14 protein-coding genes are annotated in these 16,393 nt (G+C 52.0%); 12 read left to right on the top strand and 2 right to left on the bottom strand.

Annotated elements, in window-relative coordinates; translation table 11 throughout:
• The first annotated feature begins 31 nt into the window (after positions 1-31).
• Complete coding sequence (gene frsA, locus FD744_RS08530; RefSeq protein WP_160867973.1) at positions 32-1,279, top strand: esterase FrsA; 1,248 nt, start codon at positions 32-34, stop codon at positions 1,277-1,279.
• Between the two features lie 109 nt (positions 1,280-1,388).
• Entirely contained in the window at positions 1,389-1,790 is a 402-nt protein-coding gene (gene crl / locus FD744_RS08525; RefSeq protein ID WP_034825334.1) for a sigma factor-binding protein Crl, read from the top strand.
• 112 nt (positions 1,791-1,902) lie between these two features.
• Here the strand turns inward: crl and ompC are convergent, their stop codons facing one another.
• Positions 1,903-2,982, bottom strand: a complete 1,080-nt coding sequence (gene ompC / locus FD744_RS08520) for a porin OmpC (protein ID WP_160867972.1) — start codon at positions 2,980-2,982, stop codon at positions 1,903-1,905.
• A gap of 246 nt (positions 2,983-3,228) precedes the next feature.
• Between ompC and proB the strand changes: the two genes are divergently transcribed.
• The 8 genes from proB (at position 3,229) to FD744_RS08480 (ending at position 10,605) form a co-directional block, all read left to right on the top strand.
• Positions 3,229-4,332: a glutamate 5-kinase gene (gene proB, locus FD744_RS08515; protein WP_034825331.1), complete on the top strand. Its 1,104-nt coding sequence runs from the start codon at positions 3,229-3,231 to the stop codon at positions 4,330-4,332.
• A gap of 10 nt (positions 4,333-4,342) precedes the next feature.
• Positions 4,343-5,596: a glutamate-5-semialdehyde dehydrogenase gene (gene proA / locus FD744_RS08510; protein WP_160868005.1), complete on the top strand. Its 1,254-nt coding sequence runs from the start codon at positions 4,343-4,345 to the stop codon at positions 5,594-5,596.
• A 352-nt stretch (positions 5,597-5,948) separates the two neighbouring features.
• Positions 5,949-6,680 (top strand): S24 family peptidase, encoded by a 732-nt coding sequence (locus FD744_RS08505; RefSeq protein ID WP_034825327.1) that lies wholly within the window; start codon positions 5,949-5,951, stop codon positions 6,678-6,680.
• Positions 6,681-7,093: 413 nt separating this feature from the next.
• Positions 7,094-7,372: a hypothetical protein gene (locus FD744_RS08500; protein WP_034825325.1), complete on the top strand. Its 279-nt coding sequence runs from the start codon at positions 7,094-7,096 to the stop codon at positions 7,370-7,372.
• Positions 7,373-7,553: 181 nt separating this feature from the next.
• Positions 7,554-8,021, top strand: coding sequence for a glycoside hydrolase family protein (locus FD744_RS08495; RefSeq protein ID WP_034825324.1), 468 nt, complete (start codon positions 7,554-7,556; stop codon positions 8,019-8,021).
• A 2-nt stretch (positions 8,022-8,023) separates the two neighbouring features.
• Complete coding sequence (locus FD744_RS08490) at positions 8,024-8,368, top strand: hypothetical protein (RefSeq protein ID WP_202403453.1); 345 nt, start codon at positions 8,024-8,026, stop codon at positions 8,366-8,368.
• Complete coding sequence (locus FD744_RS08485) at positions 8,365-8,658, top strand: hypothetical protein (protein WP_097117544.1); 294 nt, start codon at positions 8,365-8,367, stop codon at positions 8,656-8,658. The genes FD744_RS08490 and FD744_RS08485 overlap by 4 nt, the downstream gene beginning before the upstream one ends.
• A 201-nt stretch (positions 8,659-8,859) precedes the next feature.
• Positions 8,860-10,605 carry an amylovoran biosynthesis protein AmsF gene (locus FD744_RS08480; protein ID WP_160868004.1) on the top strand — a complete coding sequence of 582 codons (1,746 nt, stop codon included), beginning with the start codon at positions 8,860-8,862 and terminating at the stop codon, positions 10,603-10,605.
• A 116-nt stretch (positions 10,606-10,721) separates the two neighbouring features.
• Here the strand turns inward: FD744_RS08480 and FD744_RS08475 are convergent, their stop codons facing one another.
• Complete coding sequence (locus tag FD744_RS08475; RefSeq protein ID WP_160867970.1) at positions 10,722-12,626, bottom strand: flagellin; 1,905 nt, start codon at positions 12,624-12,626, stop codon at positions 10,722-10,724.
• Between the two features lie 1,151 nt (positions 12,627-13,777).
• Here FD744_RS08475 and FD744_RS08470 point away from each other — a divergent pair.
• Entirely contained in the window at positions 13,778-15,085 is a 1,308-nt protein-coding gene (locus tag FD744_RS08470; protein ID WP_058961536.1) for an oligosaccharide flippase family protein, read from the top strand.
• Complete coding sequence (locus FD744_RS08465; RefSeq protein ID WP_160867969.1) at positions 15,082-16,077, top strand: glycosyltransferase family A protein; 996 nt, start codon at positions 15,082-15,084, stop codon at positions 16,075-16,077. Before FD744_RS08470 ends, FD744_RS08465 begins: the two co-directional genes overlap by 4 nt.
• The last annotated feature ends 316 nt before the right edge of the window (positions 16,078-16,393 follow it).

Below are 16,393 nucleotides of genomic sequence, written 5' to 3'. Positions count from 1 at the left end.
TCTATGCGACTATCGCGGGAGAACGTCTAAGATGTCGGATAAAAACCTCAGCGAAGAGCTTTTTAAGCCCCGCTTTAAACACCCGGAAACCTCCTCTCTGGTGCATCGTCAGCACCATCATCCGGTTCAGGTGCACAACACCCTCGAAGGGGATACCCAACCTTGCTGGTATCGCATGCTCAACAAGCTGCTGTGGACGTGGCGCGGCTTGTCTCCGCAGGAGATCAGCGAAGTGCTGGCGCGCATCGCTATCAGTGAGTATGAGCACACTGATGACACCCAACTCGACACGGTGATTGGCTATCGCGGGGGTAACTGGAACTATGAGTGGTCGAAGCAGGCCGCCTTATGGCAACAGCGCGCGATGGAGAATGAAGATCACGAGGAAGCCGGGCATCAGTGGATGCGCGCATCTAATCTCTACAGTATTGCCGCCTATCCCTATATCAAAGGCGATGATCTGGCCGATCAGGCACAGGTGCTGGCAAACCGGGCATACGAAGAGGCCACGCAGCGTCTGCCGGGTGAGCTGAAAGCGCTGACCTTCCAGATCAGCGGTGGCAGCCCGGTCACCGGTTTCCTGCATATGCCTGCTGAGGCCAAAGCCCCATACCCAACGGTGCTGCTGTGCGGTGGCCTGGATTCGCTGCAGAGCGATCATTATCGCCTGTTCCACGATTATCTGGCTCCGCGTGGCATCGCCATGTTGACGCTGGATATGCCCTCGGTGGGCTTCAGCAGCAAATGGAAGCTGAACCAGGACACCAGTCAGCTTCACCAGCAGGTGCTGCGTGAGCTGAGCAATGTGCCGTGGATTGATCACACGCGCGTTGCGCTGTTTGGCTATCGCTTTGGCGCCAATGTCGCCACCCGACTGGCTTATCTGGAAGTGCCACGCCTGCGTGCGGTCGCGACACTGGGCGCGATGGTGCATAACGTGTTTGTCGATGAGCAACGCCAGCAACAACTGCCGGACATGTACATGGATATGCTGGCCAGTCGCCTGGGGATGCCGTCCGCGTCTGACAGCAACCTGCGCATTGAGCTCAATCGCTATTCACTGAAGGTGCAGGGTCTGTTGGGGCGTCGCACGCCGACGCCGATGCTGGCGGCATACTGGCCGGGCGATTTGTTCAGCCCAGAAGAGGAGGCTCAATTGATTGCCAACTCTTCCGCACAGGGCAAAGTATTGGCAATACCCGCCACGCCGGTGTTCTCCAGTTTTGAGAAAGCGTTAAATCAAATCTGTGACTGGTTAGCAAAACAATTGGGTGTATGACTGGCAAAAATTCGACGCTCTGCTACTACTTATATCCGGGATATTTTGCGTTGCGCGCGTGATTCGCGTAACGAGAAACAATTTTACGGTTATTTGAGGGAGAATTAGCATGACGTTACCGAGTGGTCATCCCCGTAGTCGCCTGCTGAAGCGCTTCACCGAATTGGGGCCGTACATCCGTGAAGGAAAATGTGAAGAGCAGCGTTTCTTCTTTGATTGCCTGGCGGCGTGTGTCAACGTTAAACCCGCACCCGAACTCCGTGAGTTTTGGGGCTGGTGGATGACGCTGGAAGCGCACGAAGACCATTTCACCTATGAATACCACTTTGGGTTGTTTGATAAAGACGGTGACTGGGGTGTGGCGACGATCAAAGGCAAAGAGAACAACGAGAAAGTGGAGAGTACGCTGCGTAATTTCCATGAGCGTCTGAAAGCGGTCTTGAAGGATCTTAAGTTGGATCTCAAACCTGCATCAGGTTTTAAAGAAGAGCCGGTGAAGCTCAGCGCTTAAGCACGCCATCGTCGGGCTCGGCTTTTAAGCCAACTAAACAGACAAAAAGAAGAAAGAGCCGGTGATGAGCCGGCTCTTTTTTTATAGACACATTGAGGGTAAAGCTAACGACTTAGAACTGATAAGTCAGACCAACAGCAACCACGTCGTCAGTGTTCAGGCCGAGTGGGTTGTTGTCATCCAGCTGGTTGATTTTGTAGTCAACCATGGCAGACATGTTTTTGTTGAAGTAGTAAGTCATTGCTACGTCAACATATTTAACGATATCCGCATCGCCGATACCTTCGATGTCTTTACCTTTGCTCTGTACATAGCCCAGGGATGGACGCAGGCCGAAGTCGAACTGGTACTGTGCAACCACTTCGAAGTTCTGTGCTTTGTTCGCCACACCACCCGTGATTGGGGTCATGTTACGGTTTTCAGAGTAGGTGGTCGCCAGGTAGATGCTGTTAGCATCGTATTTGATACCTGCAGCCCATGCTTCTGCCTTGTCGCCGCTGCCCAGACGACCAGTAGAGGTCTGAGTGTCAGTACGGTCCGCAGAAGACAATGCACCCATCAGGCTGATGCCGGTATCAGCAATGGTGTAACCCAGTGACGCACCGTAACCGTCGCCATTCTGCTTAGAAGCATCTGAACGGCTGTTAGCGCTGGTCGCGTCGTTTTTGCCCTGATATTGCAGCGCGAAGCGCAGGCCATCAACCAGACCAAAGAAGTTATTATTGCGGTAAGTTGCCACGCCAGAGGTACGGCCCAGCAGGTAAGTATCGGTGTAATCGCTGTCACCGCCGAATTCTGGCAGAACGTCAGTCCAGCCCATTACGTCGTATACAACACCGTAGTTACGGCCATAGTCGATAGAACCATATTGACCAAACTTGATACCGGCGAAGCCCAGACGGGTTTTGTTACCACTGTTAGCATCGCTGCCTTCAGTGCGGTTACCCTGGAATTGATATTCCCACTGACCGTAACCGGTCATCAGGTCGTTGATCTGAGTCTGACCTTTGAAGCCCAGACGGATGTAAGTTTTGTCACCGTCTGAACCCGCGTTGTCACTGAAATAGTGCATGCCTTTAACGCGACCGTACAGATCCAGTTTGTTGCCGTCTTTGTTATAAACTTCTGCGGCTTGGGCGGTGGAAGCCAGTGCCAGCGCTGATACGACTAATGCCAGTGTGCTCTTCTTCATTTGCTATCAATCCCAATGAGTAAAATTTGTTGTACCCTTGAAAGGGTTTGTAAAACAGGGGACTTTTTACCGACTGGTGATGAAAGTTTTATGACAGTTTTTCTGATTTCTTGTTAATCGCGAACTTTTGGTCTACTGCATTGTCAGGGGATTTTTGTGCTTTTCCCCTTGCTGTTATTGGCTTCCTCGCTCACTCCTGATAAAACGTCCCTTCGCAGAATTTTTTTCTTATATGGCAGGAAAAACATGAGTGGCAGTCAGACCCTTGTGGTCAAATTGGGTACCAGCGTCCTCACCGGCGGCTCGCGTCGGCTGAATCGTGCGCACATGGTGGAGTTGGTTCGTCAGTGTGCACAACTGCACGCGGCGGGTCATCGTATCGTTATCGTCACATCAGGCGCGATTGCCGCTGGACGCGAACACCTGGGTTACCCCGAACTGCCGCCCACCATCGCCTCAAAGCAGCTGCTGGCTGCGGTGGGGCAGAGCCGTTTGATTCAGCTGTGGGAACAGCTGTTCTCCATCTACGGAATTCATATCGGCCAGATGCTGCTGACGCGTGCGGATATGGAAGATCGTGAGCGCTTCCTCTACGCGCGTGACATGCTGCGTGCGCTGCTCGACAACCATATCGTGCCGGTGATTAACGAAAACGATGCTGTTGCTACCGCTGAAATTAAAGTCGGCGATAACGATAACCTGTCTGCGCTGGCGGCGATGCTCGGCGGCGCGGATAAACTGCTGCTGCTGACCGATCAACAGGGCCTGTTCACGGCCGATCCGCGTACCAATCCGGAAGCGGAACTGATCAGCGATGTGCACCAGATTGATGATGCGTTGCGCACGCTGGCTGGAGGCAGTGTTTCCGGCCTCGGCACGGGTGGCATGGCGACCAAACTGCAGGCGGCCGATGTGGCCTGCCGCGCCGGTATCGACGTGATCATTGCGGCGGGCAGCCGCCCGGATGTGATCAGCGATGTGCTGTATGGCAAGCCCGTCGGCACCCGATTCCACGCACAGCAATCACCGCTGGAGAACCGCAAGCGCTGGATCTTCGGCGCACCGCCGGCTGGCGAAATTGTCATTGATGACGGTGCGCTGGCTGCGGTATTAGAACGCGGCAGCTCACTGCTGCCGAAAGGCGTGCGTGAAGTACAGGGCAACTTCTCTCGTGGCGAAGTGATCCGCATTCGTAACCTGCAAGGCCGCGATATCGCTCACGGCGTGACGCGCTACAACAGCGACGCCATGCGCATGATTGCCGGTCATCACAGCCAGGAAATCAGCGACATCCTCGGTTACGAATATGGCCCGGTTGCGGTGCATCGTGACGACATGATCGTCAGTTAAGGAGCAGATGATGTTAGAAGAAATGGGAAAAGCGGCGCGTGTAGCGTCGTACAAGCTGGCAGAACTCTCCACAGAACAAAAAAATCAGGTGCTGCTGACGATTGCCGATCGCCTGGAAGCGGAAAGTACCGACATTCTGGCGGCTAACGAGCTGGATTTGGCCGATGCGCGGCAAAATGGCATGAGCGCGGCATTGCTGGATCGCCTGACGCTCAATCCACAGCGTCTGAAAGGTATCGCTGACGATGTGCGTCAGGTGTGCCGTTTGGCCGATCCGGTCGGACAGTTGATCGATGGCGGCGTGCTGGACAGCGGTTTACGTATTGAACGTCGCCGCGTGCCATTGGGCGTGATTGGGGTGATTTATGAAGCGCGTCCTAACGTCACCGTGGATGTGGCTTCTCTGTGCCTGAAAACCGGCAATGCGGCGATTTTGCGCGGCGGTAAAGAGACCTATCGCACTAACGCGGCTACCGTTCGCGTAATCCAAAACGCGCTGAGCGAGCATGGCCTGCCAAAAGGTGCGGTGCAGGCGATTGAAAACCCGGATCGCGAGTTGGTTAACCAACTGCTGAAACTTGATCGCTACGTCGATATGTTGATTCCACGCGGCGGTGCAGGGTTGCACAAGCTGTGTCGTGAAAACTCGACGATTCCGGTGATCACCGGAGGTATCGGTGTGTGTCATCTCTATCTTGATGAAACCATGGAAATCGAACCCGCGCTGGAGGTGATTGTTAATGCGAAAAAACAGCGTCCAAGCGCCTGCAATTCACTGGAAACCTTGCTGATTCACCGCGATCAGGCTGAACGCTTTATTCCTGCATTTTTGCAGCGCATGGCGCAGGAAAACATCCCGCTGCACGGCGATGAAAATGTCCTGTCGCTGCTGCAAAACGGCCCGGCCAGCGTGGTGGCGGTGAAAACCGAACAGTATGACGATGAGTGGTTATCCAACGACCTTAACGTCAAGCTGGTGGCGGATCTCGACGATGCGGTTGCACACATTCGCGAACACGGTACGCAGCATTCGGATGGCATCCTGACGCGCAGCATTGGCAACGCCAATCGCTTTGTGAATCAGGTCGATTCCTCCGCCGTTTATGTCAATGCCAGTACGCGTTTCACCGATGGCGGGCAGTTCGGTCTGGGCGCGGAAGTCGCGGTCAGTACGCAGAAGCTGCATGCGCGTGGCCCGATGGGGCTGGAAGCGCTGACGACCTACAAGTGGATTGGCTGGGGCGACGATACGCTGCGCGGCTAATTTTCACTTCTGCAACACAATGGGCACCGTAAGGGTGCCCATTTTTTTTGCTTCCGATCCAATTATTTCCAGAGCTTTTTGATTTATTTCTGTCATCTATGGCGCCGACGCGCTTTTTCGCGCATTTTTTGTTTTAGGTGCTGGTATCAGCGTCACAGAACAATCCTGAAAACCCCTGTCAGAACAAGCTGTAGGGCATTCATTGCTGGTTTCCACCCCGTCGAAGAGGATAATGATCATCCAGCTTCATTGATAAAAGCTGTTGGGTAGTAAACTGACGGTAATATAAAATGAACTGGTAGCAAAAAAGAAAATAACATTCAGTCTTTAACTGATGGCAGATTATTAACTGATGGTTAAAAAAGAGAGTAGCAGACAAGCTTTTACTGCCAGGCTGATTGCCGCGTGTGATAGCGCGGGAATTGTCGGACATGGACGAAACAAACAGGTTGCACAGGCGCTGCAGAAAAGGGGATGCAGGATCTCAACACCGGGGGTCTGGAAATGGTTTAACGCTCAATCGATTCCGGATGACAGTAATCTACTGGCGCTCAGCCAGTTGCTGGACGTGCGCGTAGAGTGGCTGCAGTTTGGCATGGAGCAACCCGATGCCACGGTGAGCCAGCATGCACTTATTGACCCGCAACATCGGTTCCGCGTCGAGAGTCTGGATATTGGGCAGCGAAGCGCTCAGGGCATTGCTGCGCGTGATGAACTGGTCGAAACCATTCAGGCTATCGAGTATGGGCTGGATGAGGCACGCGTGCTGTTCAGCGGCCGTCCGGCAGAGAGCATCCGCCTCATCGCGCTAAACAATGATTCGATGGCCGGCACCTTTGCGCCACGTGATCAGCTGTTCGTGGACATCAGCGTGCATCGCTTTGACGGAGACGGGATTTACCTGTTTACGCTGGATGATCAACTTTATCTCAAACGTCTGCAGCTGCAGCACAGAAAGGTCGCGGTCATCTCCGACAACAAGCGCTATGAGACCTGGTACTTAACGCTGGATGAGGCGGCCTCATTGCAGGTCGTGGCGCGCGTCATCATGAGCCAGGCGCGTGATTACCAGATTTTAGGTTGATCACAAAACGCGCTGAGCAGGTAAAAAAATATTCCGGCTGAAATCATAAATTTAACCGATGGTAAATAAAAAATTAACTGTTGGTGTTTGCCAATGCATTAGAACCTGTTAATAATTTGACCATGGAAGGACGACATCACTGCTCCCGGATGAGCCCGCTCTTAAACAATTGAGGCGCTGCACAAGCGCGATACCCACCACCCAAAGTCAGTGAATTTTGGGATGGGGTGGATGCGCATTATGCAGCGTCGTCAGCTCTCTTCTGACTTCACTCTCCTCTGCTTATTCCTGGCCGCGAACGCAGCCGGGCGGGTCGATGTCGAGTGTTTGCAGTGGAATCACGGACGCCTCGGCTTCAGCCGACACGCCGCGCCTGCCACCCCATCGCCAAAGACTCATTCACAGGAGGAGTTATGGCGATTATCCAGTATGGCAAGTCAGTCTTCACCGGGAACGCGCGCACCCGCCGTCACCGACGCCGCCAGTCACTTAGCCGCCTGAAGCGCAGTATTGACTGCGCCTTAGGCCTTGAGCCCGATAACCCAAGCCTGCGTAGCGCAGAACGCATCTGCCAGCGCCAGACGCAATCGCGAGTCGACTGTGCGGTAATGGCCCCCACACCACGTCAGGCCGAAAGCGCCAGCTTCGACAACTGCTGTCTGCCCCACGTCCATTTGTACGCCGTGCGCTAAATCCTTGTCATATTTCCCAGCTTTAAGCGGAACGTTTCGTTGTTGCTCACTGTTTAGCCTCGCTTGAGCGTAGCGCGGATTACGCGTGGTCTCAGAAGGGCGGATAGATCAGTGAGATTTATGTTTTGGAGTCTTTGCGCAGTCATTTTTGCATCGTTGCGCCCGTCAAAGAGGAATCGCTATGAGCCAGATTATTGCCATTTTGAATTTTGAAGAGGGCTACCGCGAGGCGCCCTACCTTGATACGCAAGGGTTTCCTACCGTGGCCGGCGGTATCCGCATCGGGCCTAAAGGAGCCTCACTCAGCAACTACATCTTCCAGGTACCGCGACGAGTCGGGGATGTGTGGAAGCAGTGCATTGTGGAAAACAAAGTGCTGGAGATGAACCAGCGTGCTCTGGTGCAGCAAGCGCTAAGCAAGTGCAGTGAGGCGCGCTGTGATGTGCTGATCAGCATGGCATATCAATTGGGCGTTGATGGGTTATCCCTGTTTCGCGGCATGCTGAGCGCCATCACCCAGGGGGACTTTAATGGCGCCGCCAATGCCATGCTCGACAGCTTGTGGGCACGGCAAACGCCCGGGCGCGCACGGCGTCACGCTGAAGTCATGCGCAGCGGCAGCTACGACATTTATCGGGGGCTGTTATGAACATGAGATGGATGGTGTTTGTCATCGCGGTGCTGGCAGCAGTGATTGTGCTGTTGCTGCTCCAGCGTTTCACCACGCTGGAGTTTGTGAAGCATGCGCGACTGTTGTTCAAAACCTGGTCAGTATGGCTGGCTTCATTGGGTTCGATGCTCAGCGCCTGGGCGCAATCCTTCCCCTCATCCGCGCTGGATACCTGGAATGCATTGCCTCAGGACATCAAAGACATTCTTCCCCACAACTACCTCGGTTTGATTGGTGCCTTCATGGTGGCGATGGGGGTTCTGGCGCAGTTTGTCCGACAGAAAAACCTGATTGAACAGCGCAAGACGCTGGAGGAGAAACCATGACGCTTATTACTTCACTGCTTGGCGGCAGCTGGCACTGGCTGGCTGCGCTGGCGGGCATTGTTGCGGCACTGGTGGCCAGCTACTTCGGTGGCAGAAAGATTGGCAAGGTGCAGCAACAAGCCAAATCAGAGGTGGACTCCGCGAACAAAGCGGCCGTGCAGGCTGTCGCGGTTAACCAGCAGCAACAACAGTTGCGCGAGGAGGCTAAACGTGTGGAAGCCAGCAATCTTAATCTTGATGACGCTGCTGCTCGCGACAAGCTGCAGCACTCGAAATACAACCAGCCCTGAATCCCCCGTCGTTATCGACTCTGCTTGCACGCTTTTCTCCCCGATTTACACCCACGGCAATGATGCCGAGCGTATGGATGTTCGCACCGTGCGCGCCATCAACAACCACAACGATCTCTGGGATCAGCACTGCGGCCGATTGGCGCAGTAACGCCGTTCCCACACTTGCATTGCAAACCTGAAAAGGCCGAGGAGGCTATGATGATCGAAGTTAATTCATTCGCAGAACTGCGCACCACCACGCCGACTAAAAATGGCGATCTGGCGTTTTTGCGCCGCTACAACGCGGACTCCACCTTCCATGGAGGCGGTGACTTCACCGGTTTTATTGGCACCACTACTGCGACAGACGATGGCGGTACCTTAGCCATCGGTAATGGCTTTTACTGGAAACGCGTGATTAACGATCCTTCTGACGTGAACGTCTATCACTTTGGTGCCAAAGGAGACGGTTATGCCAATGACACGGACGCGGTTAATCGCATGCTAACCTGGACGCAGAATTACAGCGGTAATATTAAGGACCTGCCGATTCGTTTTCCCGGCGGGAAGTTTCTGATCAGTCCAATTGATATCAGCGGCACCGATAACGCCTTCTTCGGTCTGCAGGGTGATGATGTTGAGCTGGGTTCGCTGCCGCGTACCACGATTATCTCGGATAAGAGTGCCAACCCGGTATTCAAGGTGAAGGCGCGCCGCACCTCAATTCGCGGCATTGCCTGGAATGGTCAGGCCTCGGCCGATATCACCACCAACAAAGGCACCATCACTGCCGATATGTGCAGCAACGTGCAGCCGTTCTTCGAAAATACCTGTATCGAAGGCACCACGGTAAATATCTACTGTTTCCGCGCACAGAATAACGGCGGCACGGTGATTAAAGTGCTGGATACGCTGGACACCAAATTTGACCAGATTTATACCCTCTACACCTATGCGCGCGTCTTCGATGTGGGCTGGTCAAATTCACCAAATGGGGTATGGGATCACTCTACCGCGATTGAGATTTGTAACTGTAACTTCCAGACGGGTTATGGTGACGCCACGTTGTATATGCCGCGCTGTACACAGGGGATTTTGCGCAATGTGTGGATCGAGCACACGCGCAATCCAGGAGACTTGTCGGATGGTGGCTGGACCATTGACACGCTCAATATTGAGGATTGCGGCAATCCTTTCAATCTCAATAATGCGCGCGTGGTGATGCGTCAAATCAACCTGCAATCTGGCGCGAAAGTGTCGAACGATCTGGTGGCCGGCAGATGGCTCTCCACCTTCGAATATGGTTATCGCCGCGACGAGAGTTACGGTAGTTTCCTGACCGGATCGCTACGTGCCGGCTATTATAGCGGCTACAAGATCACCAATAACACGTCAACTGACAACTGGTATCGCCTGGGGCAGTTGTTCTTCCCGAATGCGAACCAGCAGTGGGTGATGGAGTTTATTGGTAAAGCCGATGCCACCCAGCCCACCGGCACCGCCGGCACCCCGGTTAACGTGGCAAGTAGCGGCAAAACCTGGATCAATTTGCAACGGCTGGAAACGGTGTGGGCGGATGCCTTTCATATGGGGCAGCCCGCCATCCTGGATATGCGTTACGGCCGTGTCGGTACCACTTATGCCGTGGTGTGGGTGAAGCTGAAAGCGAACAGTGGCGACACCATGCTGAACCTGAAAACTACCGGCCCAACGCGTTTCGATTCAGGCTCATGCTCGCTGTTCCAGTCTGATCTGTCGGTTGTTACCGATACCACCAACATGGGCACACTGAAGCCAGCCGCACGCTTTGGCATGCACAATGGGCTGGCGGGGATTGGTGCTAATGAGAAGGGCGTGCTGACAGTAGCCACTGCCGCCGGCACGCCAACCAATAAAACCGCGCCAACCGGCTTTGTGCTGGTGAATATCAACGGTGTCGATCGTAAACTTCCCTATTACGATTAGGTTCAGCACATTTTGGCGAGGCTTTGGCCTCGCCTTTTTTGTTTGTGGCGTGAGGCTGCCATCTATTTCATGGGGGCGGACTTCGGGCTGTGTGAAGGGGCCTCAGAGGCGCTGCATTACCCCTGCAATAAGGTAAGCACCTGCTGCGGCTGGAGGTTGGCTTTAGCCAGCACGGAAGAACTGGCTTGCTGCACAATCTGTGCCCGGGTCAGCGCGGAAACCTCCGCTGCATAATCTGCATCTTCGATACGTGAGCGAGCACTTGCCAGGTTGGTCGTAGCACCACTTTGTAAGCTTTGCGCCGAACTCAACCGATTGGCCGTTGCACCCAACTCACTGCGTTGGCTATCAACGCGTGCAATCGCTCTATCCAGTGTTGCCAGTGGATCATCAGGATGCTTCAGGCGGATCTCGTCACCCACTTCTTTTACGCTGGTGGTGGTGAGGTTAGTTGAGGTATCCGTGACCGAGGACACATTGGCCATATAGTAGATTTGAACATCACCGACGCCCCGTAAAGTCTTCAGCATCAAAGCGTTCGGTGCGCTGTCTTCCGTCACAAAGGTGGCGGTTTTGCTTTCACGCCCGTCAGGTACCCCCATGTAGTAGTTCCCATCACTGTCCAGCCGCAATACGTCATTGCTGCTGACGCCCTGGGCATCGGTATACCTGACATCGACATTGGCGGGATCCAGCGTGATGTACGAAGTACCGGTCACGCTGGTGACGTCATTAAAACTGTTGATGCTGGTGGCGCTGGTGGCCTTAACACTCAGGCTTACGTCGTTGCCATCCGAGGTGGTGGTCACCGTGGCGTTGTAATATTGGTAGCTACCGCCGCCATTATCCACTTCCATCACATATTGTCCGCCTGTGGTGCGGAGTAAGCGTGCATCACTGTTGGCAACTGCATTGTTTAAGCTATCGCTAAAACTCAGGGTCGCACTACTGGTGGTGACGGTTGGCGTGGCGTTCACCGTGGTTGGCAGTGTGGTGAAATCACTGTCCGTCTTCGCAGGATCGGTGGTCATTGTCGCCGTAATGGCGCCACTGGAGCCGTAACTTATGGTAGCAGGATAATAATTATCATCCTGTTGAATATAATACTGGCCGCTGTCTTCAGTCAGCGTTGGGGCGGGCGTGTTACTCAATGCGGTGCCAGTATTATCCTGGTAGTTAATCGAGGTCATGCTGCGGGAAGCAATGCTCTCCACCGGGCTGTAAAGCGGCACGCTGGTGCTTCTGCTAATTAAAACATTACCCGCCGCTGAGGCGGTATCCCAGCGGGCGCTGACACTGGCCAGATAATAGGTTGGCTTGCCATCGCTGCCTGTGGTTTGAATGAATTGCTGGCCATTGCTACTGCTTTGCACCAACTGTGGCGAGTCCGCTGCAGGAGAGTAGGCCACGGTAATGTCCGGACTACTCAATGACATATTCAGCGCCAAACCGGTCAGGCTCGGAACCGCCGTAACCTTGCCACTGATACCGCTGATCACGAAGTCATCCAGACCTAACTCACTGACGCTGAATCCGCTCGATAAATCGACGCCAATCTTTTGATTATCATTGGCACCCACCTGAATTCCCACACGACCCGCGCTGCCATCCAGGAGTTTTAATCCGTTGAAGCTTGAACTGCTGTTGAGGCGATTGATCTCCTTGAGATTCAGGTTAATTTCCGCCTGAATGGAATCGGTATCTTCCTGAGAGTTGGTGCCGTTCAACCCCTGCACCGTTAGCTGACGGATACGCTGCAAGCGATTGTTGACTTCATCCAGTGCGCTACTGGCAGTATCCACCATCGATAAACCATCGCCAGTGTTACGCTGCGCCTGCGCCAGACCACTCTGCTGGCTGCTAAAACGGTTTGCTATCGCCTGGCCTGCCGCATCATCACGGGCGCTGTTAATGCGCATCCCTGAGGACAGGCGCTCAATCGCCACGCTCAGTGCGGAACCATTTTGGTTTGATTGCTTCGTCGCGATCATCGCAGACACGTTGGTTTGAAGGCTGATCATCGGGGTTCTCAAGGCCAAATTGCACTGTATGCATTATCGGCATCTCATCCCAGACTTTAAAAAATATTTGAGCTAAGTAACCTTTATTGGCTACGCTTCGCTTAAATTATCAGTGTTTTATTCGATAAGTTTGCCTTTGAAATTAATGTTGTTCTGCATAGTGTTGCATAAGCGGCTTTTTATGGAGATATCGACAACAGACTACTAAATATAGTAGGTCCGAAAGTAACTGAAGATTAATTACAGTTTAATTCAATGAGATGATTTGCCTGATAACTTAAAGAACAACGTGTTAGCGTCGGATGGCCTTTTAAATTGTTTTCTATCTTATTATTCCTAACAATCTGTTACAGCTGAACTTATCAATTTGAAGAATCCCAATTCATCACGGCTAATCTTTTCCACTCTGCTTAATCCGTTTATCAGCTAAGTAAATTCCGTATTGGCCTCCAGGCCATTGACCTCATCGCGTTGTCTGGTGAGAATGCGATTAAAAGTTTGAATCAGATCGCAAAATTAGGGCCCTGAGCCCATTGCAACACGGCTGCGAGAGCCATGTTGAATTAACGCCACTTGCCTTTATCGAACGGCGAAAGACGCATCGAGATAATAAAAAGGCAGGGCATACAGCAAAATCGTTAATGTCGTAACGTTCGTTGAGAAGGCCGTCTTTAGATGTACCTTTTCAATCCCGGTCGGCATTTCTTGTGGTGCAAAAAAATTCAGTAGGCTGCACCCGTTTTAATCATATTGAATGGCATATTGATAATTGGCGTTTCTTATTGATGTCACGGTGATTGCACTAAGCGTCATCTTGTCTTCAATATGAGATTTAATATAACCACATGATATTTAACTGAACTCGTCTGAGTGCAGTGTGGTTTCTTTGCGCCAAAAATAGCCCGTAACAGGTAGTCAGTAAACTGGTAGCTGTAAGCCAGGGGCGGTAGCCTGCGCTTTTAGTTAAATGAATGAATAATAAAATTGCACGATTTGATTGGCGATAATCTTATTTAACCCACCGTTTTATGAGAGTTAAAAGGCCGGCGATTTCTGCCTGAGGAAACTCCTAAATAAATCAAAGTTAATGTTAAGTCGGACGAAAGGGACGTGAAGTTTGGCTTAGTCATGATTCTCACTGAGGTTGATCTGTGAAAGATAAATTAAAAAATTCGATGTGGATGATTGCTGAAAAACTCATCGCAGTGTTTGGTCTGATTTTTGTGACGTCCTATGTCGCGAAATATGTTGGACCGACCACCTTCGGCATTATCTCACTCTCCATGCTGGTGTTTCAGTTTATTCAGTCGATCGCCGTGATGGGCAGCGATGTGATTTTGCTGAAGCGTATTTCGCAAAATCGTCATTCAGGTATTCGCCTGATGATGGCGACTTTTCTGCTGGTGATGCTGATTTACTGCGGTTTAGCGCTCAGCGGCATGGTGATCATGGGAGAGGCGTGGAGCCGTGAAGCGCTGGTATTTATCTGCGCAGCGGCGATGGCCTGTCTGTTCTCGTCGATTGATCTGGTCAATATCTACAACGAGGCCATGCTCAACGCTCGACTCAATGTGATCGCCAACGTGATCGGCCTCGCCATCAGTCTGTCAGTGCGCTTCATTATTTCGTATCTGCAACTGGACCCTCAGTTTCTGGCGATCCCCATTGTGCTGGCTACGTTGCTGCCGTTCAGCATCAAGCTGGCGATTTTCTGGCGCTATCATCGCCAGGGGCCGATTCCGGCGCTGCGCCACATCAAAAAGTATTCGCGCTACATGGTGGCTTCTGGCATTTCGCTGGTGTTCTCGGTGATCGCTATCGCGATTTATACCCGCGTCAACCAACTCAGCGTTTCGTATTTCCTCGGTGTAAAGGAGGCGGGGATATTTGCTGTTGCCATGACGCTGGCAACCTCATGGGTGTTTTTACCTAATGCCTTGTTGGCCTCATTTTTTCCGGCGTTCTTTGCCGAGCGTGATGATGAGCAGTCAATTGTCAAAGCGCAAAAACTGCATCTGCTGGTCGTGGGGGTGTCCGCCATTGTGATCATGGCGATATGGCAACTCGCAGGCTGGTTTATCCGTGACTTTTACGGCGAGGCGTATCTCGATGCCATCGCGCCGACGCTGCTGCTCAGTGTGGGCGCGATGTGTGGTGTGCTCAGCAGCCTCATGGACCGTTTTATTATTAAGTACAACGGTTATCGCTTTTTAGTGAAAAAGACCTTTGCGGTATTAATTATCTGCCTGGCATCGTCCATTTTATTGGTGCCGCTTTTGGGTTTAACCGGCGCTGCCCTCAGCGTGGTATTAACCGAATTCCTCTCTTTCTCGCTGCTTAATTATTTCTTCACTGCGCAACCGGTGATGCGTATTCATCAGATTTTCATCAACCCCAGGAAACTATGGCAGTTATTTGTCAATTACAAAACCTCAGACAGTAAAGAGAGTTTATCATGAATGAAAAACCACTTTTCAGTATTATTATTCCCGTCTATAACTCACAAAAAACCATCAAGCGGACATTGCTGAGTGTGCTTAATCAGACGTTCAGCGATTATGAAATTGTGGTGGTCAATGATGGTAGCACTGATTCAACCCTAAACGTACTGGAGGAGTTTTCACGTTATTATCAGGTCACGGTAATAAACCAAAGGAACGCCGGTGTCAGCGCGGCTCGCAATAGCGGATTGCAACAGGCCAGTGGGGAATATGTTCTTTTCCTCGATGCAGATGATTGGGTGGATGATGATTTTCTAATGATCTTCAAACTGAATCTGGATGCATGGCCAACGGAGTCGGTAGATTTGATGGTAGGAAACCTCAACGACGGCCGTGTGGGCAAGGTCTCTCAGGCTGGCTTCTTCAGCAACGAGGATATTCCTTATGTGCTCGGTGAGCTGGAGATGAGCGACAACATTGGTTATTTGCATAATAAGTGTTATCGCCGTCAGATACTGAGTGAGCTGAATCTGCGCTTTATTGAGGGGATCTCAATGAGTGAAGATCTTTTATTTAACCTCAAATTCTTCAGCTGTATTAGCAATTTTCTGGTCACTCAGGGAACGGCTTACCATTATGAAGATGTTGCCGGTTCATTATCCAAGCAAAAGGTGCATTATAGCGAGCTTAAAGTCAGGAAACAGTTTCTGACCACGCTGTATGATTCTATCGTTGAAAAATATCAGGGAAGTAATCTCGATTACCTGCTAAAAGGCATTTCAAAACGCGTACTGGCGTTAGATATGCAAATTGTCACAGCGATGTATCATTCGTCGTTTTCACCTGCGGACATCGCGCAGGAAATAAATGAAATAAAGCGGGGGAAATACTCGAAAGGGATTTTCATTCTGCTGAATAAAAATGAAAAACTGAAGTACATGATTATGAATTTGAATACTATCACAGCGTACTATTTCCTCTATGCACTCTACAGAATGCGCGCATTCTGATTTGAAATTCCCCCGGGATTATTCTCTGTCATTGTCTGCTGCGGATATTCCTCAGAATGCCGAGTGGAACGATGGCTTCGCCAGAGAGCAGTTGCCGGGGGAGTTTCACCTTTCTCTACTGCAGTCCCTGTGGCAACGGTTCGCCGTTGCCACATTTTCTCTGCCAGCACGGCCTGCTTTTCACTCCTCGCTGTCTCACGCATGATTCTCCTGCCAATACCCTGGCGGTCTGCCATTCGCGCCCGACAAACCCTTGCACTCCAGCATGCTCTCAGGTCAAATAGCGCCCCATGCAAACGTTTGCGTGCGCGAATCA

Source organism: Pantoea sp. Taur (assembly GCF_009830025.1).
Taxonomy (GTDB): Bacteria; Pseudomonadota; Gammaproteobacteria; order Enterobacterales; family Enterobacteriaceae; genus Pantoea; species Pantoea communis.
This window is presented reverse-complemented; position numbering and strand designations above follow the sequence as displayed.

Bases quoted from the DNA above. Each gene is read 5' to 3' on its own strand.
- proA (WP_160868005.1), top strand. From the start codon at position 4,343: ATGTTAGAAGAAATGGGAAAAGCGGCGCGTGTAGCGTCGTACAAGCTG.
- frsA (WP_160867973.1), top strand. From the start codon at position 32: ATGTCGGATAAAAACCTCAGCGAAGAGCTTTTTAAGCCCCGCTTTAAA.
- FD744_RS08490 (WP_202403453.1), top strand. From the start codon at position 8,024: ATGAGATGGATGGTGTTTGTCATCGCGGTGCTGGCAGCAGTGATTGTG.
- FD744_RS08465 (WP_160867969.1), top strand. From the start codon at position 15,082: ATGAATGAAAAACCACTTTTCAGTATTATTATTCCCGTCTATAACTCA.
- crl (WP_034825334.1), top strand. From the start codon at position 1,389: ATGACGTTACCGAGTGGTCATCCCCGTAGTCGCCTGCTGAAGCGCTTC.
- FD744_RS08500 (WP_034825325.1), top strand. From the start codon at position 7,094: ATGGCGATTATCCAGTATGGCAAGTCAGTCTTCACCGGGAACGCGCGC.
- proB (WP_034825331.1), top strand. From the start codon at position 3,229: ATGAGTGGCAGTCAGACCCTTGTGGTCAAATTGGGTACCAGCGTCCTC.
- FD744_RS08480 (WP_160868004.1), top strand. From the start codon at position 8,860: ATGATCGAAGTTAATTCATTCGCAGAACTGCGCACCACCACGCCGACT.
- FD744_RS08485 (WP_097117544.1), top strand. From the start codon at position 8,365: ATGACGCTTATTACTTCACTGCTTGGCGGCAGCTGGCACTGGCTGGCT.
- FD744_RS08475 (WP_160867970.1), bottom strand. From the start codon at position 12,626: ATGATCAGCCTTCAAACCAACGTGTCTGCGATGATCGCGACGAAGCAA.
- FD744_RS08505 (WP_034825327.1), top strand. From the start codon at position 5,949: ATGGTTAAAAAAGAGAGTAGCAGACAAGCTTTTACTGCCAGGCTGATT.
- ompC (WP_160867972.1), bottom strand. From the start codon at position 2,982: ATGAAGAAGAGCACACTGGCATTAGTCGTATCAGCGCTGGCACTGGCT.
- FD744_RS08495 (WP_034825324.1), top strand. From the start codon at position 7,554: ATGAGCCAGATTATTGCCATTTTGAATTTTGAAGAGGGCTACCGCGAG.